This window comes from Streptomyces sp. NPDC052079 (assembly GCF_040680275.1).
GTDB lineage: Bacteria > Actinomycetota > Actinomycetes > Streptomycetales > Streptomycetaceae > Streptomyces.
Map to the genome: position 1 here is coordinate 56,317 of NZ_JBFAWL010000025.1, position 17,264 is coordinate 73,580.

Annotated in this window: 15 protein-coding genes and 1 tRNA gene; 5 read left to right on the forward strand and 11 right to left on the reverse strand. The window is 70.4% G+C overall.

Features of this window, described 5'->3' with window-relative positions:
* Positions 1-67 precede the first annotated feature (67 nt).
* The 3 genes from AB0L56_RS27405 to AB0L56_RS27415 all read left to right on the forward strand — a co-directional run bounded on the left by AB0L56_RS27405 (position 68) and on the right by AB0L56_RS27415 (position 3,744).
* Positions 68-787 carry a response regulator transcription factor gene (locus AB0L56_RS27405; RefSeq protein WP_361030415.1) on the forward strand — a complete coding sequence of 240 codons (720 nt, stop codon included), beginning with the start codon at positions 68-70 and terminating at the stop codon, positions 785-787.
* Entirely contained in the window at positions 784-2,193 is a 1,410-nt protein-coding gene (locus AB0L56_RS27410) for a HAMP domain-containing sensor histidine kinase (RefSeq protein ID WP_365427672.1), read from the forward strand. The genes AB0L56_RS27405 and AB0L56_RS27410 overlap by 4 nt, the downstream gene beginning before the upstream one ends.
* A gap of 108 nt (positions 2,194-2,301) precedes the next feature.
* Positions 2,302-3,744: a cellulose binding domain-containing protein gene (locus AB0L56_RS27415; protein WP_365427675.1), complete on the forward strand. Its 1,443-nt coding sequence runs from the start codon at positions 2,302-2,304 to the stop codon at positions 3,742-3,744.
* A 312-nt stretch (positions 3,745-4,056) separates the two neighbouring features.
* Here the strand turns inward: AB0L56_RS27415 and AB0L56_RS27420 are convergent, their stop codons facing one another.
* From AB0L56_RS27420 to AB0L56_RS27435, 4 genes are all read right to left on the reverse strand, one after another.
* Entirely contained in the window at positions 4,057-5,496 is a 1,440-nt protein-coding gene (locus AB0L56_RS27420) for a GH1 family beta-glucosidase (RefSeq protein WP_365427678.1), read from the reverse strand.
* 121 nt (positions 5,497-5,617) lie between these two features.
* The gene (locus AB0L56_RS27425) at positions 5,618-6,520 is read right to left on the reverse strand and encodes a carbohydrate ABC transporter permease (protein ID WP_365427681.1); all 903 of its coding nucleotides are present in this window, start codon (positions 6,518-6,520) and stop codon (positions 5,618-5,620) included.
* Between the two features lie 12 nt (positions 6,521-6,532).
* Positions 6,533-7,543, reverse strand: coding sequence for a sugar ABC transporter permease (locus AB0L56_RS27430; protein WP_361035881.1), 1,011 nt, complete (start codon positions 7,541-7,543; stop codon positions 6,533-6,535).
* A gap of 5 nt (positions 7,544-7,548) precedes the next feature.
* Positions 7,549-8,907 carry an extracellular solute-binding protein gene (locus AB0L56_RS27435; protein WP_365427684.1) on the reverse strand — a complete coding sequence of 453 codons (1,359 nt, stop codon included), beginning with the start codon at positions 8,905-8,907 and terminating at the stop codon, positions 7,549-7,551.
* Between the two features lie 343 nt (positions 8,908-9,250).
* Here AB0L56_RS27435 and AB0L56_RS27440 point away from each other — a divergent pair, with 343 nt between their 5' ends.
* Positions 9,251-10,306, forward strand: a complete 1,056-nt coding sequence (locus tag AB0L56_RS27440; RefSeq protein WP_361035854.1) for a LacI family DNA-binding transcriptional regulator — start codon at positions 9,251-9,253, stop codon at positions 10,304-10,306.
* A gap of 83 nt (positions 10,307-10,389) precedes the next feature.
* Here AB0L56_RS27440 and AB0L56_RS27445 read toward each other — a convergent pair.
* The 4 genes from AB0L56_RS27445 to AB0L56_RS27460 all read right to left on the reverse strand — a co-directional run bounded on the left by AB0L56_RS27445 (position 10,390) and on the right by AB0L56_RS27460 (position 13,204).
* A tRNA-His gene (locus AB0L56_RS27445) sits at positions 10,390-10,462 on the reverse strand.
* A gap of 119 nt (positions 10,463-10,581) precedes the next feature.
* Positions 10,582-11,184 (reverse strand): oligoribonuclease, encoded by a 603-nt coding sequence (orn, locus tag AB0L56_RS27450; protein ID WP_365427689.1) that lies wholly within the window; start codon positions 11,182-11,184, stop codon positions 10,582-10,584.
* A gap of 137 nt (positions 11,185-11,321) precedes the next feature.
* Positions 11,322-12,554 carry a helix-turn-helix domain-containing protein gene (locus AB0L56_RS27455; protein ID WP_365427692.1) on the reverse strand — a complete coding sequence of 411 codons (1,233 nt, stop codon included), beginning with the start codon at positions 12,552-12,554 and terminating at the stop codon, positions 11,322-11,324.
* A gap of 386 nt (positions 12,555-12,940) precedes the next feature.
* Complete coding sequence (locus tag AB0L56_RS27460; RefSeq protein WP_365427695.1) at positions 12,941-13,204, reverse strand: hypothetical protein; 264 nt, start codon at positions 13,202-13,204, stop codon at positions 12,941-12,943.
* A gap of 327 nt (positions 13,205-13,531) precedes the next feature.
* Here AB0L56_RS27460 and AB0L56_RS27465 point away from each other — a divergent pair, with 327 nt between their 5' ends.
* The gene (locus AB0L56_RS27465) at positions 13,532-14,059 is read left to right on the forward strand and encodes a universal stress protein (protein WP_361035842.1); all 528 of its coding nucleotides are present in this window, start codon (positions 13,532-13,534) and stop codon (positions 14,057-14,059) included.
* Between the two features lie 147 nt (positions 14,060-14,206).
* On the opposite strand, the gene glmS is transcribed toward AB0L56_RS27465, so the two are convergent.
* From glmS to AB0L56_RS27480, 3 genes are all read right to left on the reverse strand, one after another.
* Entirely contained in the window at positions 14,207-16,024 is a 1,818-nt protein-coding gene (glmS, locus tag AB0L56_RS27470; protein WP_361035839.1) for a glutamine--fructose-6-phosphate transaminase (isomerizing), read from the reverse strand.
* Positions 16,025-16,034: 10 nt separating this feature from the next.
* On the reverse strand, positions 16,035-16,292 hold the full coding sequence (locus AB0L56_RS27475; protein ID WP_030217181.1) for a hypothetical protein: 258 nt from the start codon (positions 16,290-16,292) through the stop codon (positions 16,035-16,037).
* A gap of 74 nt (positions 16,293-16,366) precedes the next feature.
* Positions 16,367-17,248, reverse strand: a complete 882-nt coding sequence (locus AB0L56_RS27480) for a DUF4429 domain-containing protein (RefSeq protein ID WP_361035836.1) — start codon at positions 17,246-17,248, stop codon at positions 16,367-16,369.
* Between the last annotated feature and the right edge of the window lie 16 nt (positions 17,249-17,264).

Sequence of the window (17,264 nt, forward strand, 5' to 3'; positions counted from 1 at the left end):
CGCGGAGGTATTCGGAGTTGTCCACAGGCCCCGGCGAGGCCTGTCGGCATGGCGTACGGTGCCGCCCATGGCAAGTGTTCTCGTGGTCGAGGACGACCAGTTCGTACGCTCGGCGCTGATCCGGCAGTTGACCGACGCCTCGCACACCGTGCGCAGCGTGGGTACGGCGCTGGAGGCGCTGCGCGAGGTCGCTCATTTCCGCTTCGACGTCGTCGTACTGGACCTCGGACTGCCCGATCTCGACGGCTCCGAGGCCCTGAAGATGCTGCGCGGCATCACCGACGTCCCCGTGATCGTCGCCACCGCCCGGGACGATGAGGCGGAGGTCGTGCGGCTGCTCAACGCCGGCGCGGACGACTACCTGACCAAGCCCTTCTCGGTGGAGCACCTGTCGGCCCGGATGGCGGCCGTGCTGCGCCGGGCCCGCTCCGGCGGCGGCGAGGCCGCGCCCTCGCCCGTGATCAGGGTCGGCGGGCTCACCGTCGATCCGCTGCGCCGCCAGGCCGAACTGGACGGCGTACGGCTCGATCTGACGCGGCGCGAGTTCGATCTGCTCGCCTTCCTCGCCGGGCGGCCCGGCGTGGTCGTCCCCCGCAAGGAACTGCTCGCCGAGGTGTGGCAGCAGTCCTACGGCGACGACCAGACCATCGACGTCCATCTGTCCTGGCTGCGCCGGAAGCTGGGGGAGACGGCCGCCCGGCCGCGGTATCTGCACACCCTGCGGGGCGTCGGCGTGAAACTGGAGCCGCCCGCCGCGCACCTGCCCGGAGCGGAGCCGCCGCGATGAGGTGGGCCCTCGTGAAGGTGTCGCTGGCGGTGACCACGATGGTCGTCGTCGCCTTCGCGGTGCCGCTCGGTCTGGTCATCCGGGAGATGGCCCGCGACCGCGCCTTCTCCAGCGCCGAGCGCGAGGCGGCCGCCGTCGCCCCCGCCCTGTCCATCACCACCGACCGCGACCAGCTCGAACGCGTCGTCGCATCCGCCGGTTCCGACGCCGCGATGGCCGTGCACATCCCGGCGAGCGAGGGCAGCGAGGCCCTCGACCTCGGCGAGCGGCGGGCCTCCGAGGAGGACATCGCGGCGGTGCGGAAACTGGGGCGCGCCTCCACCTCCCCCGTGTCCGGCGGTTCGACGCTGCTCCAGCCGGTGGCGCTGAGCACCGGCGAGATCGCCGTGGTGGAGGTGTTCGTCCCCGAGTCCGAGGTCACCAACGGCGTCGGCACGGCCTGGGCGGTGCTCGCCGGGGTCGGCGTGGCGCTGATTTTCGGCTCGGTCGCGGTCGCCGACCGGCTGGGGGTACGGATGGTGCGCCCCGCGCAGCGGCTGGTCGAAGGGGCGCATGAGCTCGGGGAGGGCAAGCTCGGCGCCCGGGTCCGGGAGGAAGGGCCGACCGAACTGCGGCTGGCGGCCGTGGCGTTCAACTCCATGGCGGATCAGGTGGTGCAACTCCTGGCCAACGAGCGGGAGCTGGCCGCCGACCTGTCCCACCGGCTGCGTACGCCGCTGACCGTGCTGCGGCTCAACGCCGCCTCCCTCGGCGACGGTCCGGCGGCCGAGCAGACCCGGGCGGCGGTCGAGCAACTGGAGCGCGAGGTGGACACCATCATCCGCACCGCCCGGGACGCCAAGCCGCAGACGGCCGCCGCCGGTCCCGGCGCCGGCTGCGACGCGGCCGAAGTGGTGCGGGAACGCATGGCGTTCTGGTCGGCGCTCGCCGAGGACGAGGGCCGCAAATGGCGGATGGCCGGCGCGGACCGGCCGGTGCGCATACCCGTGGCCCGCGCCGATCTGGCCGCCGCCCTCGACGCGCTGCTCGGCAACGTCTTCCGGCACACCGCCGAGGGCACCGCGTTCGCGGTCGACGTGCACAACGGCGAGGACGCGGTGATCGTGCTCGTCTCCGACGCGGGCCCCGGCATAGCCGACCCCGAGGCGGCGATGGCCCGCGGCCGGGGCTCCGGCAGCGACGGCTCCACCGGGCTCGGCCTGGACATCGTGCGCCGACTCGCGGAGGGCACCGGAGGGGACGTACGGATCGGACCGTCGGTGCTCGGCGGAACGGAGGTGCGGATCTGGATCCAGCTCGACGGACGCGAGCGCGCACCCCGCGGACGCGGGCACCGCGGGGCCGTACGACGGCGCAGACCGGGCGGCAAGGGCGCGTCCTTTAAACGGTCCCGATCCCTTCCTTAAGCGCGCCCTAAGATCACCGACCGCCTTCCGGAAACGGAACTTTGTCCGAATCCGGATCGCTAGCGTGCTGCCGCACACCCCACGAACGGCAACGAAGGCAGGCACGCGATGAGCACCCACCGGCGCAGGATCAGCGGCAGGAACAAGGCGATCGGCGCGGTGGTCGCGACGGCCGTGGCGGGCGGCGGCGCGTTCCTGTTCACCAGCACCGCCCAGGCGGCCGGCGTCGGCGCGGCGTACACGAAGACCAGCGAGTGGTCGACCGGCTACTCCGCCCAGTACGTGGTGACGAACAACAGCGGCGAGCGGGATCAGGACTGGAAACTGGAGTTCGACCTGCCTGCCGGGACTGAACTCGGCTCGCTGTGGAACGCGGAGTCCAGTGTGAGCGGGCGGCATGTCACCGTGCGGCCCGCCAAGTGGGACACCGACGGGCTGGCGGCCGGTGAGTCCGTCACCGTTGGCTTCGTCGCGAAGGGCACGGGTGAACCGAGTGGGTGTTTGGTCGACGGGGCCGCGTGCGGGACGGACAGTGCGGCTACGCCGGAGCCCAGTGGGCGTCCCACTGATGCGCCCACAGCTACCAGCCAGCCGACGCCCACCGAGGAGCCGACCCGGACCGAGGCGCCGACCGCCGAGACCGGCACCGGCACTCGTACCAACGCCGGGTTCGCGCCGTATGTCGATACCTCCCTCTTCCCCGCCTTCGACCTGGTGGCGAGTGCCGAGGCGACCGGCGTGACGAACTACAACCTCGCCTTCATCACCGACGGCGGCGGCTGCACCCCCAAGTGGGGCGGCGTCAGCGACCTCGGTGGCAACGCCGTGGCCGGACAGATCGGCGCGCTGCGCGCCAAGGGCGGCGACGTCCGCGTCTCCTTCGGCGGTGCGGCCGGCTCGGAGCTGGGCACCACGTGCGACTCGGTCGATGCGCTCGCGGCCGCCTACACCAAGGTCGTCGACACGTACAAGCTCACCAAGGTCGACTTCGATGTCGAGGGCGGTGCGCTGCCTAACGCAGCGGCCAACACCCGGCGGGCCCAGGCGATCGCCAAGCTGCAGAAGGCTCACCCGGACCTGGATGTCTCCTTCACCCTTCCGGTGATGCCGGAAGGTCTGACCCAGGACGGGGTCAGCCTTCTCGCGGACGCGAAGAAGAACGGCGTGCGGATCGACGCGGTCAACATCATGGCCATGGACTACGGGCCCGCCTACAGCGATGACATGGGTACCTATGCCGAGCAGGCCGCGACCGCTACGCAGGCCCAGATCAAGGGCGTGCTTGGGCTGAGCGACAGTCAGGCCTGGAAGACGGTTGCCGTCACCCCGATGATCGGGGTCAATGACGTGGTCACCGAGATCTTCAAGGTTGAGGACGCTACCCAGTTGGTGAACTTTGCCAAGTCCAAGGGGCTGGGGTGGCTGTCCATGTGGTCGGGCACGCGGGACCAGCAGTGTGCTGGGGGTGCCAGGCCGGCCGCCGACGCTACGTGCAGCTCGATTCTTCAGGGGAAGTTCGCCTTCTCGAAGGCGTTCGCCGCGTACAACTGAGCGGCGCGGCCAACAAGCCATCGCTGAACAACGGGGAGTGCGTGCCCCGGCCGGTTTCTTTCCCCCCACCCGGCCGGGGCACTCGCACGCCCACCGGTTGCGGACTTCCGCGGGCGTGCCTCGGCGCTTTTTTCGCCCCCGCCGCCCCTTCCCGTCCCGTCCCCCGGGGGCGCTGCCCCCGGGCCCCCGCTCCTCAAACGCCGGAGGGGCTGACTGAATCGGGGGCGCCGCCCCCGGACCCCCGCTCCTCAAACGCCGGAGGGGCTGGATTGTGCGGAGGGGCTGATACATCAGCCCCTCCGCACAGACAGGTCAGATGTCCTCGGGGTCCGGGAGCACCCCCGACTTCGCCGCACGCGCGTACCACAGGGCGCTGGACTTTGGTGTGCGTTGCTGGGTGGTGTAGTCGACGTAGACCGCGCCGAAGCGCTTTTCGTAGCCGTACGCCCACTCGAAGTTGTCCAGCAGGGACCACAGGAAGTAGCCGCGTACGTCCGCGCCGTCCGTGATGGCCTGGCGGACCGCCGAGAGGTGGCTGTGCAGGTAGGCGACGCGCTCGGGGTCGTGGACCTTGCCGTCGGCGTCCGGCTTGTCGTCGTAGGCGGCGCCGTTCTCGGTGATGTACAGGGGCAGCCCGGGCGCCTCGCGGTGGTAGCGCATGAGCAGCTCGTGCAGGCCGGTCGGGTCGACGGACCAGCCCATCTCGGTCTGCTCGCCCGGCGACTGGTGGAAGGCGACGTCGTCCGCGGCGGGCCACGGCGAGTGCACGCTCGCCCCGTGGCCGTCGGCGCGCGGGCCCTTGGCGTTCGGGTCGGCCGCCGACACCAGCGTGGGCGTGTAGTAGTTGAGGCCGAGTGCGTCCAGCGGCTGGTGGATCAGGTCCAGGTCGCCGTCCTCGACGCAGGACCAGTCCGTGAGTGAGGAGGTCGCCTCCAGCAGGGTCTCCGGGTAGGCGCCGTGCAGGATCGGGCCGTGGAAGACGCCGCCCGAGAGGTCGTCGATCTTGCGTGCCGCCGCAACGTCCGCCGGGTCGTTCGGCGAAAGGGGCCGGATCACCCCGGTGTTGAGGCTGAGCGACACCTGGTTGCGGGTCGGCATCACCGAGCGCAGCGCCTTGGTGCCCAGACCGTGCGCCACGTTCAGGTGGTGGGCGGCCCTCAGGGCGGACGCCGGGTCGGTGCGGCCGGGCGCGTGCACGCCGGACGCGTAGCCCAGGAAGGCGCTGCACCAGGGCTCGTTGAGCGTGATCCACTGCTCCACGCGGTCACCGAGCGCCTCGCCCACGATCCGCGCGTACTCCGCGAAGCGGTAGGCGGTGTCCCGCTCCGGCCAGCCGCCCGCGTCCTCCAGTTCCTGCGGCAGGTCCCAGTGGTAGAGGGTGACGGCCGGCTTGATGCCCTTCGCCAGCAGCTCGTCGACCAGCCGGCGGTAGAAGTCCAGGCCGCGCTGCACCGCCGGGCCGCGGCCGGTCGGCTGCACCCGCGACCAGGAGACGGAGAAGCGGTAGGCGCCCAGGCCCAGGTCCGCCATCAGGGCCACGTCATCGCGCCAGCGGTGGTAGTGGTCGACAGCGATGTCACCGTGGTCGCCGCCGGCCGTCCTGCCCGGCGTGTGGCTGAAGGTGTCCCAGATGGAAGGGGTACGTCCGTCCTCCCGCACCGCCCCCTCGATCTGGTACGCGGAGGTCGCGGCGCCCCAGAGGAAGGCGGGAGGAAAGGTCACCGGGGTCGCGGGCGTTGCGGAGTCAGACATGGAAGCGCTCCCATTGGAGGTCGTAGAGACCGACGAGTACGGAAAGACGGGGAGAAGACAGGGGAGAGTGGGGGCCGGGGCGGCGGTGGCCCGGCCCCCAGGGTACGGAGACGGACGGGCGTCAGCCCTTGACGGCGCCCTGCATGATGCCGCCCACGATCTGCTTGCCGAAGATCGCGAAGACCAGCAGCAGGGGGAGCGTGCCCAGCAGCGCACCCGCCATGATCAAGGACTGGTCCGGGGTGAAACCGCGTCCCAGGCCCGCGACCGCGACCTGCACGGTCGGGTTACCGGTCTGGGTGAGCACCAGGAACGGCCACAGGAAGTCGTTCCAGGCCTGCACGAACATCAGCATGCCGAGCACGGCCATCGCCGGCCGCGCGGCCGGGAACACCACGTGCCACACCACGCGCCAGCTGCCCGCGCCGTCGACCCGGGCGGCCTCGATCACCTCGTCCGGCAGCGCCTGGAGCAGGTACTGCCGCATGAAGAACACGCCGAACGCGCTCACCAGCGAAGGGAAGATGACCGCTTGCAGCTGGTCGGTCCAGTCCAGCTTGGCGACCATCATGTACAGCGGGATGATGCTGAGCTGCGGCGGGATCATCATCGTGCCGATGACCAGCAGCATCAGCGCGTTGCGGCCCTTGAAGCGCAGCTTGGCGAAGGCGAACCCGGCGACCGTCGACAGCACCACGATGGTCACCGCGGAGACGCCCGCCACGATCGTGGTGTTGAGGAAGGCCTCGCCGAGGTTGGCGTCGGTCCAGGCGGTCTCCAGGTTCTTGAACAGGTTGGAGCCGAACCAGAACGGCGGCGGCGTCTGCGCCAGGCGCTGGTTGTCCCGGGAGGCGGCGATCGCCGTCCAGACCAGGGGGAAGAGCGACACGGCGGTGAACACGATCAGGATCGCGTACGCGATCGGACCGCCGTGCAGCGTGCCGCCCGCCCGCGCGGACTTCGGCAGACGCGAGCGCTTCTGCTCTGCGGGCGGTGTCTCGGCGGGCGTCACAGTCGTCGTCACGGCCACAACTCCTTAACTGCTGGCGCGCAGCCGGCGCGAGATGACGTGGTTGATGATCCCGATGACGATCAGGATCGCGAACATCGCCCAGGCGATCGCCGAGGCACGGCCCAGGTGCTGGTTCACCCAGCCCTGCTCGTACAGATACAGGCCGAGCGTCTGGAACTGGTGCTCCCCGCCGCCGGACGCGCTCTTGTTGGGGTCGAACAGCAGCGGCTCGCCGAAGACCTGGCTGGCGCCGATCGTCGAGACGACGACGGTGAACAGGATCGTCGGTCGCAGCGAGGGCAGCGTCACATGGATGAACTGCCTCCAGCGGCTGGCGCCGTCCAGCGCCGCCGACTCGTACAGGTCCTGCGGGATCGCCTGCATCGCGGCCAGATAGATCAGCGCGTTGTAGCCGGTCCAGCGCCAGATGATGATCGTCGAGACGGCGAACTGACCGGCCCACTTGTCGTCCTGCCAGGCGATCGGGTCGACCCCGGCGAAGTCCAGCGCCCAGTTGATCATGCCGTAGTCACGCCCGAAGAGCAGCACGAACACCAGGGTGGCGGCGGCGATCGAGGTGGCGTACGGCGCGAGCATCGCGACCCGGTAGAAGGTCGAGCCGCGCAGCTTGTAGTTGAGGATGTGGGCGATGCCCATCGCCATCATCAGCTGCGGAACGGTGGAGATGATGCCGATCGTGAGCGTGTTCCGCGCCGCGTTCCAGAAGAACTCGTCGTCGAAGATCCGGGTGTAGTTCCGCAGGCCGACCCAGTTCATGTCGGTCGGCGCGGTCAGCTCCACCTGGTGCAGCGAGGCCCAGCCGGTGTAGAGCAGCGGGAACAGGCCGAAGGCGGCGAACAGCAGGAAGAACGGCGAGACGAAGGCGTACGGGCTCCAGCGCGCGTCCCGCTGCCAGCGGCGGGACAGCTTGGCCCGGCGCCGCTCGTCCTTGTCCGCCGGGGAGCCTCCGGCCGGACGGCCCGGGGCCGCGCCCCCCTTGACGGGGAGCGCGGCGGTGTCGTGAGGGGTGGCCATTCCGGTCACTTGTCCAGGTTGTTGTCGATGGTCTTGGTGGCCGTCTCCCAGGCCTCCTCCGGCGACTTGCCCTTGGCCACCAGGATCACGCCGTTGTCACCCAGGCCCTGTCCGATGATCTGGTCCTTCGGGCCGATGATCTGGACGGGGATCTGCTGGGCGGCCTCGGCGAAGATCCTGCCGATCGGGGCGTCACCGGTCATGTCGTTCTTCGCCGCGGTGACCGCCTGGCTGGAGTACGCGGCCTGCGCGCTCGGGAAGCTGCCCTGGACCTCGAACAGCTTGGTCTGCTGCTTCGGTGCGGTCAGCCAGGCCGCCAGCTTCTTCGCCTCTTCGACGTTCTTGCCGCTCTTGGGCACGGTCAGGAACGAACCGCCCCAGTTGCCGGCCTTGGGCGGCACCGCGACGTCCCACTTGCCGGCGGCGTCCGGCTGCGACTTGCCCTTGATGTAGCCGAGCATCCACGGCGGGCAGGAGATCGCGGCGAACTTGTTGTTGGCGATCGTCTGGTCCCAGGCGGGCTGGAACTGCGTCTGGGCGCCGACCAGTCCGTCCTCGGCGGCCTTCGCGGCCAGGTCGAAGGCGTCCTTGACGACGGGGTTGGTCTTGTAGATGACCTTGCCGTCCTCGTCGTAGAAGCGCTTCTCCTCGCTGCTCAGGATGGCGTTGAGCAGACCGCCGGGGGAGTCCATGAACGTGGTGCCCTTGGGGGCCTTCTTCTTGTACCGCTCGCCGACTTCGACCAGCTTGGCCCAGTCGCCGGCCCACAGCTTGCCGACCTCTTCACGGTCGGTGGGCAGGCCCGCCTTCTCGAACAGGTCCTTGCGGTAGCAGATGGCCATCGGGCCGATGTCGGTGCCCAGGCCGATGGTCTGGCCGTCCTTGGTGGTGGCCTGCTGCCACTTCCATTCGAGCCAGTCGGCCTTGTTCACGCCCGGCGCCTTGGAGAGGTCCTCCAGCTTGGCGGACTGGGTGGCGACGACCTCGGCGATGTTGCCGACTTCGACGGCCTGGATGTCCTGCAGACCGCTGTTGGTGGTGAGGTGGTTGAGCAGAGCGGGGTAGTAGTTCTCGTTCCGCTCGACGACGTTCTCTTCGATGTTGATGTCGGGGTTGAGCTTCTCGTACTCGTCGTAGAGTCCGGCTTCCTTGAAGCCCATGGTGCCGAAGAGACCCAGGGTGATCGTCGTCTTGCCCTCGCCGCCGCCCGACGAGGAATCGGAGTCGTCTCCGCCGTCGTCGGCACAGCCGGCCAGCAGCCCGGCGCCCAGCGACACCACGGCCGCCATGGCCAGCGCCTTGCGGGCGATGGGCTTCCCCCCGCCCGAGCTCTGCCGGGAGAGGGGGAGGGTACGTGCTCGCATTGCGTCCTCCTGTTGCCCTGACGTGCCGACCCCCCGGCCGACGGCGTTGTCGGACCGTATTCTGCGCGTTGCGGCTCGGGTGGGGAACGTGCGGGTTGTGTATGGGTCGGGTAGTGTGGGAGCGCTCCCACGAGTGATGTGTTGAAGAGTCCCGGGTCCGGGCAGGGGTGTCAAGGGAACAGACGCGGCGAACTGCGTTCAGTTATCTGCCTGTTAACTTGCCGCCGCGGTCACGCCCGTACGGAACAACGGACTCCGCCCGCTGCCTTCCGGCGGTGGTCAGCGCCACTGAAGGGGCTGTTACATTCCAGGCCGGCGTGACACACGAAGGAAGGCGGAGCCGATGGCAAGCCACGGAGCGCGGGGCCGGAGCGGCGGCCGGCCCACCCTCGAAGAGGTGGCCGCGCGCGCCGGTGTCGGCCGCGGCACGGTCTCCCGGGTGATCAACGGATCGCCCCGGGTGAGCGACGCCACCCGCGCCGCCGTGGAGGCAGCGGTCGCCGAGCTGGGGTACGTCCCCAACACGGCCGCCCGCGCGCTGGCCGCCAATCGCACGGACGCCATCGCCCTGGTCGTTCCGGAGCCGGAGACCCGGTTCTTCGCCGAGCCGTACTTCTCCGACATGCTCCGGGGTGTCGGCGCGGCGCTCTCCGACACCGAGATGCAGCTGCTGCTGATCTTCGCGGGCAATGACCGGGAGCGGCAGCGGCTCGCCCAGTACCTGGCGGCCCACCGCGTGGACGGCGTCCTGCTGGTCTCGGTGCACGCCGACGACCCGCTGCCCGACATGCTGGCCCAGCTGGAGATCCCGGCGGTGATCAGCGGCCCCCGCTCGGCGGCGGAGACGCTGACCTCGGTGGACTCCGACAACTACGGGGGCGCCCGCCAGGCCGTCGAGCACCTCGTCGGCCGGGGCCGGCGCAGCATCGCCCACATCACCGGCCGCCTCGACGTCTACGGTGCCCAGCGGCGCATAGACGGCTACCGGGACGCCCTGCGGGAGGCCGGCCACGAGGTGGACGACCTGCTGATCGAGCCGGGTGACTTCTCCGAGGAGGGCGGCCGGCGCGCGATGGAGGCCCTGCTGGAACGCCGTCCGGACCTGGACGCCGTCTTCGCCGCCTCCGACGTCACCGCGGCGGGTGCCCGTCAGGTCCTGCGCGAGGCGGGCCGCCGTATCCCCGACGACGTGGCGCTGGTCGGCTACGACGACTCCGCCATCGCCCGCCACATGGACCCGCCGCTGACCAGCGTGCGCCAGCCGATCGAGGAGATGGGCCGCGCGATGATCGACCTCCTCCTCGCCGAGGTGGCCGACCGCCGCCCGCCCGCCTCCCGGGGCCTGGACCGGCGCCAGATGGTGCTGGCCACGGAGCTGGTGGGCCGCGCCTCGTCGTGAGTGACCCCGCCCCCGCGCCGTCACGGCTTCTGAAACGAGTTCAGCCGGTGACCTCCGTACGAGGTCACCGGCTGATCGGTGAGGGTGAGTGACGGGACTTGAACCCGCGACCACCTGGACCACAACCAGGTGCTCTACCAGCTGAGCTACACCCACCATGGCCTTGTCGGTTGAGGTCTGTGACTTTCCCCGACCGGCCGAGAAAAAGTGTACATGCTCCGAAGGGATGCTCGCGCACGGCTTTTCCCCGGCGCCTCCGCGGCCCCTCGGCGCCTCTACTCGGCAGGCAGAACGTACTTGCCGGCGATCTTCTTCGCGGTCTCCGAGTCGGGCCCCGGCTGCGGTACGAACACGGCCTCGCGGTAGTAGCGCAGTTCCGCGATGGACTCGCGGATGTCGGCGAGGGCGCGGTGGTTGCCGTTCTTCTCGGGGCTGTTGAAGTACGCCCTCGGATACCAGCGGCGGGCCAGCTCCTTGATGCTGGACACGTCCACGATGCGGTAGTGCAGGTAGTCCTCCAGGGTCGGCATGTCGCGCAGCAGGAAGCCGCGGTCGGTGCCGACGGAGTTGCCGCACAGGGGGGCCTTGCCCGGCTCCTTGACGTACTCGCGGACATAGTCGAGGACCCGCTGCTCGGCGTCCTCCAGCGTCGTGCCGCCCTCCAGCTCGGCGAGCAGCCCGGACGCGGTGTGCATCTCCCGCACCACCTCCGGCATCGTCTCCAGGGCCCGCTCCGGCGGGCGGATGACGATGTCCACGCCCTCGCCGAGCACATTCAGCTCGGAGTCGGTGACGAGGGCGGCCACTTCGATGAGCGCGTCGTCCGACAGCGAGAGGCCGGTCATCTCGCAGTCGATCCACACCATGCGATCGTTCATATGTCTAACCTTACGGCTCGGTAGGCCGTGCGGACCCCCGCCGACCGTACCAACCGTGTCGGTGTGAACGTCACAGGGCACCGGCACGCGACGGGCCGGGAGCCGGAGCCCCCGGCCCGTCGCGTGCCGGTGTCACCTCAGTGCGCGCCGCGCTGCCCCGGTACGCCCGGCGCCGAGGCCGTCAGGGACGGGCCCAGCGCGCCGGCCGCCGCCGTGCGGCGGGACTGGTGCGGCAGCGGGGTGTCCGGGTGCAGGGCGGGCGTCATCGAGTGCCCCGGGTGTCCCGGCGGGCCGGACGGGACGGTGCCCTGGGTGGCCGGAGCGGCGTCGCCGTCCTGGTTCCGGTCGGCCTGCGGACGCCGCGCGCGGTACGCGGCCCGGTAGGCGGCCGGGGACGAGCCCAGCTGGCGCCGGAAGTGGCCGCGCAGGGCGACCGGCGAGCGGAAGCCGCACCGGCCGGCGACCTCGTCCACCGAGTAGTCCGACGTCTCCAGCAGCCGCTGCGCCTGGAGCACCCGCTGCGTGATCAGCCACTGCAGCGGCGCGCTGCCGGTCAGCGAGCGGAACCGGCGGTCGAACGTACGACGGCTCATGTACGCGCGTGCCGCCAGCGTCTCCACGTCGAACTGCTCGTGGAGGTGCTCCAGCGCCCAGGCGACGACCTCGGCGAGCGGGTCGGCGCCGATCTCCTCCGGTAAAGACCGGTCGAGGTAGCGCTCCTGACCGCCGCTGCGGCGCGGCGGGACCACCAGGCGCCGGGCGAGCGCGCCGGCCGCCTCGTTGCCGTGGTCCGTGCGCACGATGTGCAGGCACAGGTCGATCCCCGCCGCGGTGCCGGCCGAGGTCAGCACGTCGCCGTCGTCCACGAAGAGTTCCCGCGGATCGACGTGCACCGACGGATAGCGCTTCGCCAGCGTCGGGGCGTACATCCAGTGGGTGGTCGCGGGCCGGCCGTCCAGCAGTCCCGCCGCCGCGAGGACGAAGGCGCCGGTGCACAGCCCGACGATGCGGGCGCCCTCCTCATGGGCCCGGCGCAGTGCGTCGAGCGCCTCCTCGGGTGGCGGGGAGGCGCTCGAGCGCCAGGCCGGCACGACGACGGTGCCCGCCCGGGATATCGCCTCCAGGCCATGTGGCGCGGTGAGTTCCAGGCCCCCTGTGGTCCGCAGCGGTCCGTCCTCGCCTCCGCACACCAGCAGGCGGTAGCGCGGTACGCCGGCGTCCTGGCGGTCAACCCCGAACACCGACAGCGGTATGGAACTCTCGAAGATGGGGCCGCCGCTGAACAGCAGCACCGCGACGATCTCCTTGCGGCGTCGCCCGGAGAGTTTCCGGGCCGCGGCTTCCGGCGCGGCAGTGGAGTCGTGGCTCATACTGCTAAGCCCCCCTCGGTGGTCGCGGCGCCCTGATCCCTTCGGGTCTGTCGCTCCAACACGTTTCCCCTCGGTCCTGCACGAGTCCCCCGCCGTACGACGTCAAGATCGAATCTACTGTGTCCGGTTGCGCCCGGGTGGCCAGTTCGTCACCCGGCACATTGTCGACTTGGCAACTTGGCGTGAAGCATTCGATCACGAAGCGTTGCACTCGTGGGGCGTGCAGGGAAGTGCGCCTTGTCGCAGTGGCCAATCCACGTAGGGTGCGCAGGGCCCGCTGGTCCCTTTCCGTGCAGGTCGAACGGGGGTTGAGGGGTGGTCACGGCAGGGGATGCACACCGGCCGGAAGTTGGCTGAAAAGATACGGGCGCGGGCGCGGAAACCGGTCAGCCGACCGGTGTATCCCCGCCATCCTCCGGCGGCCGTGCGGCACGCCGCTGGGAACGGCGCATCAGCAGCCGGCAGAGGCCGGTGACGGCCGCCAGACCGAACGCGGCACCGGCGGCCCCCGCCAGTGAGGAGCCGCACCACACCAGGACCACCGGGACGAGCAGACAGCTGAACGCCGCCCAGCGGACCACGTCGGTCACCGGATCCCGGGAGGGCGGTGCCGTACGGTCCCGCTCGGGGGTGGGACCCGGTCCGGACATGAGGTGCTCCCTGTGACGTGGCTCACGGGATTCAACGCACGGCCGGCTCCTGGGTCACTGCGGGTCCGGGGCGGACGACCCGGAAGGCCCCCACTCCTGCCGTCCGGTGAATCCCGCGCAAACCACCTGTACAGGGCAGCAACCGTTGCGTGACGGGCGGCCCCTCGTGCATGCTCCGGGGAACCCGCCTGCCGGAATGCGCCGGGTCTGGGCTCAGGAGGCGTGCCGCCGTACCCTTGGGGGTATGGGGTTGGGAAGACCATTCCCGGACACAGCTCCGCCGCACACTGTCGTCCCCCATATAAGGATCAGCACCCCGAGACAGCCATGGCCGGTCATGAATTCTTCGAACCCGCGGACCGCAAGCGGCCGGTCGCCGATCCCACGGCGTCCGAACCCCTGGCGGCGGAGGAGTCACGTCATCCCTGCGACCCCGCGTTCCGGCACGGGGTGGTGGTCGGCTTCGACGGCTCCACGTCGAGCGAGCGGGCCCTCGCGTACGCCATCGGCATGGCGCGGCGCTTCGGTTCGGGCCTGATCATCGTCCACGTCGCCAACCGGCTGCCCACCACGGTGTGGGCGGGCTGCGAACCCCCTGTCTTCGTGGACGTCCCGGACCACCGCACGGAGGTGCTCGGACTCGAGCTGGCCTGTGCGGACTATCTTGCCGAGGTGCCCTGGATCCTGGTCGAGCGTGGCGGGGACATCTGCCATGAACTCGAAGAGGTGGGGCGGGAGTACGAAGCCGACGCGATCGTCGTGGGTTCCACCCACGGGCTCGTGGGGCGGCTTTTCGGGTCTGTCGCGGGGAGGCTGGCGAAGCGGGCGCAGCGGCCGGTGGTTGTCATTCCGTGAGCTGTGGGACGGGCCCCCGCGTGCTGTGTGGCAGTACGCGGGGGCCCGTTCCGTTTCGTCTTCGTCGGCCTGTGCGGGCGCGTGGGGGCTGGTAGGGCTCACGCGGCGGAGCCGCATATCGATACAGCCCCGCGCCCCTGAGCCGTCCTACTCGACCGTCACCGACTTGGCGAGGTTGCGGGGCTTGTCGATGTCCCTGCCCAGGGCCAGGGCCGTGTGGTAGGCGAGGAGTTGGAGGGGGATGCCCATCAGGATCGGGTCCAGCTCGTCCTCGTTCTTGGGGACGACGACCGTGTGGTCGGCCTTCTCCTGCTCCTGGTGGGCGACCGCGACGATCCGGCCGCTGCGGGCCTTGATCTCCTCCAGGGCCGCGCGGTTCTTCTCCAGCAGGTCGTCGTCCGGGACGATCGCGACCGTGGGGAGGGCGGGCTCGATCAGGGCCAGCGGACCGTGCTTGAGCTCGGAGGCGGGGTAGGCCTCGGCGTGGATGTAGGAGACCTCCTTGAGCTTCAGGGAGGCCTCACGGGCCACCGGGTAGCCCCGGACGCGGCCGATGAAGAGCATCGAGCGGGCCTCGGCGTACTCCAGGGCCAGCTTCTTGATCTCCTCCTCCTGCTTCATGATCTCGGCGATCTGGGCGGGGAGGCGGCGCAGGCCCTCGATGATCCGCTTGCCGTCGCGCACCGACAGGTCACGGGTGCGGCCCAGGTGCAGGGCGAGCAGGGCGAAGGCGACCGTGGTGTTGGTGAAGCACTTGGTGGACACCACGCACACCTCGGGGCCGGCGTGCACATAGACGCCGCCGTCCGCCTCGCGGGCGATCGCGGAGCCGACGACGTTGACCACGCCCAGCACCCGCGCGCCCTTGCGCTTCAGCTCCTGCACGGCGGCCAGCACGTCGTACGTCTCACCGGACTGGGAGACCGCGACGTACAGCGTGTCGGGGTCCACGACCGCGTTGCGGTAACGGAACTCGGAGGCCGGCTCGGCGTCGGCGGGGATGCGGGCGAGCTCCTCGATCATCTGCGCGCCGATCATGCCGGCGTGGTACGAGGTGCCGCAGCCGAGGATCTTCACCCGGCGGATCCGGCGCGCCTCGCGGGCGTCCAGGTTGAGGCCGCCGAGGTGCACGGTGGAGAAGCGGTCGTCGATCCGGCCGCGCAGCACGCGGTCCACGGCCTCGGCCTGCTCGTGGATCTCCTTGTGCATGTACGTGTCATGGCCGCCCATGTCGTACGAGGCCGCTTCCCACTCCACGGTGGTCGGCTCGGCGGTCGTACGGGTGCCCTCGGTGGTGTAGGTGCGGAAGTCGTCGGCCTTCAGCGTCGCCATCTCGCCGTCGTCCAGCGTCACGATCTGGCGGGTGTGGGCGACCAGCGCGGCGATGTCGGAGGCGACGAACATCTCCTTCTCGCCGATGCCGAGGACGACCGGGGAGCCGTTGCGGGCCACGACGATGCGGTCCGGGAAGTCGGCGTGCAGGACGGCGATGCCGTAGGTGCCCTCGATGAGGCGCACGGTCTCGCGGACCTTGTCCTCCAGCTTCTCCGCCTGCGAGCGGGCGATGAGGTGGGTGAGGACCTCGGTGTCCGTCTCGGAGAGGAACTCGACGCCGTCGGCCTCCAGCTTGCGGCGCAGGTCGGCGGCATTGTCGATGATGCCGTTGTGGACGACGGCGACCTTGCCCTCGGCGTCCAGGTGCGGGTGGGCGTTGACGTCGGAGGGGGCGCCGTGGGTGGCCCAGCGGGTGTGGGCTATGCCGGTGGTGCCCTTGAAGCGCGCCGGGACCTTCGCCTCCAGGTCGCGCACCCGGCCCTTGGCCTTGACCATCTTCAGGCCGGCCGTCTTCGGGGACGTGACGACGATGCCCGCCGAGTCGTAGCCGCGGTACTCCAGGCGCTGGAGGCCCTCCAGCAGCAGGGGAGCGACCTCACGCCTGCCGATGTATCCGACGATTCCGCACATACGTAAGTTCCTAGCCGTAGACGATGCGGCGCAGCTGCCGGAGCGAGAGCTCCGGCGGCGCCACCGCTCGGTATCTGAGGTCCGCCTCGATCCGTTCGAAGATCGTCGCGTTCACCAGGCCCTGGGCCTGGAGCTCGCGGTGGCGGCGACGGACGTACTCCTCGGTCGTCTCGTCGAAGTAGGCGAGCACGTCCTGGACCACACGCAGTGCCTCGCCCCGGCTGAGGGGCGTGGACCGCGTCAGATGATCAACAAGTTCGTCGTGCACCCGATGATCCTGAGGTACCGGAGACGGTTTCGCAAGAAACATGCCCGATTTCGGGCAGGCTATGGTGGCGAACCTTACATGCGCTTGAGGATCGCCTGTTTGGCCAGGGCGAACTCCTCGTCGGTGAGCACCCCGGACCGATGCAGCTCGCCCAGCTCCCGCAGCCGGCGCAGCAGGGCGTCGTGGTCGTCCTCGGCCGGGAGGAGCGCGGGCTGCCGGTCGGCCTCGGGCTCCTGCGGGCGGTCGTCGGCGGGGGCCGAGGGATGCGGCAGACGGGCCTGGACGGCGGCGGCGACCAGTGCCATGAGCGGGTCCTTCTTGAAGCCCCACAGCTCCACGGAGTTGGGGTCGTACTTGGCCGGGGCCTTGGTGGGGGCGTTGCGCACATGGAAGCGCAGGTGCCCGTTCTCCAGACCGGCCGCCGGCTGCCACTCCACGCCCGTGAGGTCCGTCACCGCGAGGGTGCGGGTGCCGGCGGCGGCCTTGGCGTCCTCCGTCTTCCAGTTCCACTCCAGCCGGATCCGCTCGCCGTCGAAGCCGACCGTCCCGTCCCCGGCGGACACCGACAGCGGCACCGGCGGACCGGGCAGCAGATACTCGGTGACCGGGTCGGAGGGGACCTGGTCCAGCAGCAGGGCGGTGCGGACCTCCTCCGTGAAGTACTCGGCGACGCCGTAACGGTCGGAGTCGACGATCAGCTGGTAGGGGTCGTGCGGCTCGGTGAGCCGGCCGCCGGCCGCGTGCAGCAGCGGGTCGGCGCCGTCCCGCAGCCGCAGCCTGAGCCGCCCCGCCTTCTTGCCCTGCTCGAACGATATCCCCGCCAACGCGTGCAGGGGCAGCACCAGTTCACCCAGGGTCCTGCGCAGCAGACCGATGTTCTTGTCCCGTCCGGGAGTCAGTCGCAGGGCCTCCCCGTCGAACGTCCACGTACCGTCCTTCTGGATGATTTCCGCCATGGGGGGATTGTTTCAC

Bases quoted from the DNA above. Each gene is read 5' to 3' on its own strand.
- orn (WP_365427689.1), bottom strand. From the start codon at position 11,184: ATGAACGATCGCATGGTGTGGATCGACTGCGAGATGACCGGCCTCTCG.
- AB0L56_RS27410 (WP_365427672.1), top strand. From the start codon at position 784: ATGAGGTGGGCCCTCGTGAAGGTGTCGCTGGCGGTGACCACGATGGTC.
- glmS (WP_361035839.1), bottom strand. From the start codon at position 16,024: ATGTGCGGAATCGTCGGATACATCGGCAGGCGTGAGGTCGCTCCCCTG.
- AB0L56_RS27430 (WP_361035881.1), bottom strand. From the start codon at position 7,543: ATGGCCACCCCTCACGACACCGCCGCGCTCCCCGTCAAGGGGGGCGCG.
- AB0L56_RS27415 (WP_365427675.1), top strand. From the start codon at position 2,302: ATGAGCACCCACCGGCGCAGGATCAGCGGCAGGAACAAGGCGATCGGC.
- AB0L56_RS27465 (WP_361035842.1), top strand. From the start codon at position 13,532: ATGGCCGGTCATGAATTCTTCGAACCCGCGGACCGCAAGCGGCCGGTC.
- AB0L56_RS27435 (WP_365427684.1), bottom strand. From the start codon at position 8,907: ATGCGAGCACGTACCCTCCCCCTCTCCCGGCAGAGCTCGGGCGGGGGG.
- AB0L56_RS27480 (WP_361035836.1), bottom strand. From the start codon at position 17,248: ATGGCGGAAATCATCCAGAAGGACGGTACGTGGACGTTCGACGGGGAG.
- AB0L56_RS27440 (WP_361035854.1), top strand. From the start codon at position 9,251: ATGGCAAGCCACGGAGCGCGGGGCCGGAGCGGCGGCCGGCCCACCCTC.
- AB0L56_RS27405 (WP_361030415.1), top strand. From the start codon at position 68: ATGGCAAGTGTTCTCGTGGTCGAGGACGACCAGTTCGTACGCTCGGCG.
- AB0L56_RS27455 (WP_365427692.1), bottom strand. From the start codon at position 12,554: ATGAGCCACGACTCCACTGCCGCGCCGGAAGCCGCGGCCCGGAAACTC.
- AB0L56_RS27420 (WP_365427678.1), bottom strand. From the start codon at position 5,496: ATGTCTGACTCCGCAACGCCCGCGACCCCGGTGACCTTTCCTCCCGCC.
- AB0L56_RS27460 (WP_365427695.1), bottom strand. From the start codon at position 13,204: ATGTCCGGACCGGGTCCCACCCCCGAGCGGGACCGTACGGCACCGCCC.